This is a genomic window from Bacillus sp. HY001 (assembly GCF_007558965.1).
GTDB lineage: Bacteria > Bacillota > Bacilli > Bacillales > Bacillaceae_G > Bacillus_A > Bacillus_A mobilis.
On sequence record NZ_VLTE01000077.1, the window covers coordinates 1 to 1,861 of the forward strand.

Annotated in this window: 1 protein-coding gene; it reads right to left on the minus strand. The window is 33.7% G+C overall.

Features of this window, described 5'->3' with window-relative positions; translation table 11 throughout:
* Positions 1–169: 169 nt before the first annotated feature.
* Positions 170–1,861 (minus strand): bifunctional glutamate--cysteine ligase GshA/glutathione synthetase GshB (gshAB, locus tag FOT98_RS26360; RefSeq protein ID WP_144291181.1); only part of this gene is annotated, 1,692 nt, incomplete at its 5' end.

A 1,861-nucleotide genomic window follows, 5' to 3' on the forward strand; every position in this document is an offset into this window, starting at 1 on the left:
CGTCTGGAAAATGCGGATTAATAAAAGGCATAACATATTAGTCAATATAAAATGTGTTATGCCTTTGCTTGTTCAACTAAATCACTTTTTCTTAACTTTGTTAGAAGTGCCGGAATCAATTTAGAAATGTGCTTAGCGTTGTAAATTTGAAATTTTAATAGTGGTACCCCTAATTTGACTGATTTTTTAATAATTCGGGGAATAAATAATGTATGATATGCATAGTTAAACGTCGGGACTCTCCTTTATATGGATAGATGTGCATATACATGGATGGATTAAAGTTCGCTTCAATAATTCCGTAAGCATTTTTATTAGTAGCAGGAACTTCGGTATTTTCAATAATTAAATCGATACCACAAATTTCAACTCCAAGTGCGGATACTGCATCCACTGCTATTTTTTTATAATCATCAGGAATGTGATCTGTCACATCAATCGAGTCTCCACCTGTACTAATATTAGAGTTTTCACGTAAATAGACGATTTCATCATTCTCTGGAATTGAATCCGTTCCATATCCTTGAGCTTTAAGCATAAGGTTCTCCAATTCACCTAACTGTATAGTTTCTAAAGGTGTCCTATGGTCTCTTCCTCTTAGCGTGTCGCGATTCTTTTGCACGACTAACTCTTCGATTGTATGTTTGCCGTCACCTTTAACATTCGCAGGAATTCTTAATAAAACAGCATAAACTCGATTATTTAATACAAAAAATCGATATTCTGTTCCATTAAGAAATTCTTCTACTAATATAGAAGAGTCTTCTTTAAATGCTAATGTAATGGCTTGTTGATAATCTTTATAACTGGCGTCTTCTTTGAAAATTGATATTCCTAATCCATAATTTGTTGTTTTCGGTTTCACAACAAAAGGTTTGGTAGCAAAGAAATCATAGGAACGTAAAGCCTGTTCAATCGTCTGAAATTCCTCACCTTTCGGCACACGGAATCCATGTTGTTGAAGAATTTTCTTTGTTACTGTTTTATTTTCCATAATTAAAGTGGATACATAATTGTCTTTACTCGTCATATTCCCATTTTTCACATATTCAACATGATCTTTTAATTTCAGCTTCAAAAATTGATCTTGTCGATCCAAGATTTCTACTTGGATCCCTTGTTGAATCGCATCAAACATTAAAATCTGAGTAGACAACTCCATGTCAGTAAATCCTGCTAATTGATAGGGCTTATCCCATGATTTTTTATAATTTTCTTTAGCAATCGACGTAGCCACTTGACCTTGACTGCTTTTTTCACTTTCTTTATAAAGTCTCCCAGCTAAAGTCTTACTTGGATCCATTAACATTTCTCTCAGTTGCACAAATAACGTCTCTGAAATAGTCAAATTTAAAGTTTCTGCTAACTGTTCCATCTCATTAATCATATTTTTAGCTTCTATTTCAAATTGTGTATGCTCTAATGGGTGCTCAAGAGCCACTATATCAGTGTAAAAGTCGCCCATTTTTACCCACTCATCACAATTTTCTCCTTCATCTTTCCATAGTAAATAAATTAAGAAAAGATGGAGAAATTCCGCTTGTTCATAGCTAAATCCATACGTTTCAAAAGGGTTTAAGTCTATATTTCTTAATTCAATGTAACTAATACCGTGATCCTCTAAATCTGAAGCATGATGTCCGCCTCTTAAACGGACAGGTGAATAAAATTCTCTTTCTGCTGACAGAAGCCCTCTTTTAACCATCAAAGAAAGATCTGATACATAGTTCTGTATACTGCTATATGACACTTGAACATCATTGGAATTGGTATAACCATATTTACTGCTTCTAATGCTTCTTACTACCTCTTTCAACGAATCTTCTTCAAAAAAATTCTTTTCACTACTAGGAGAAGATCC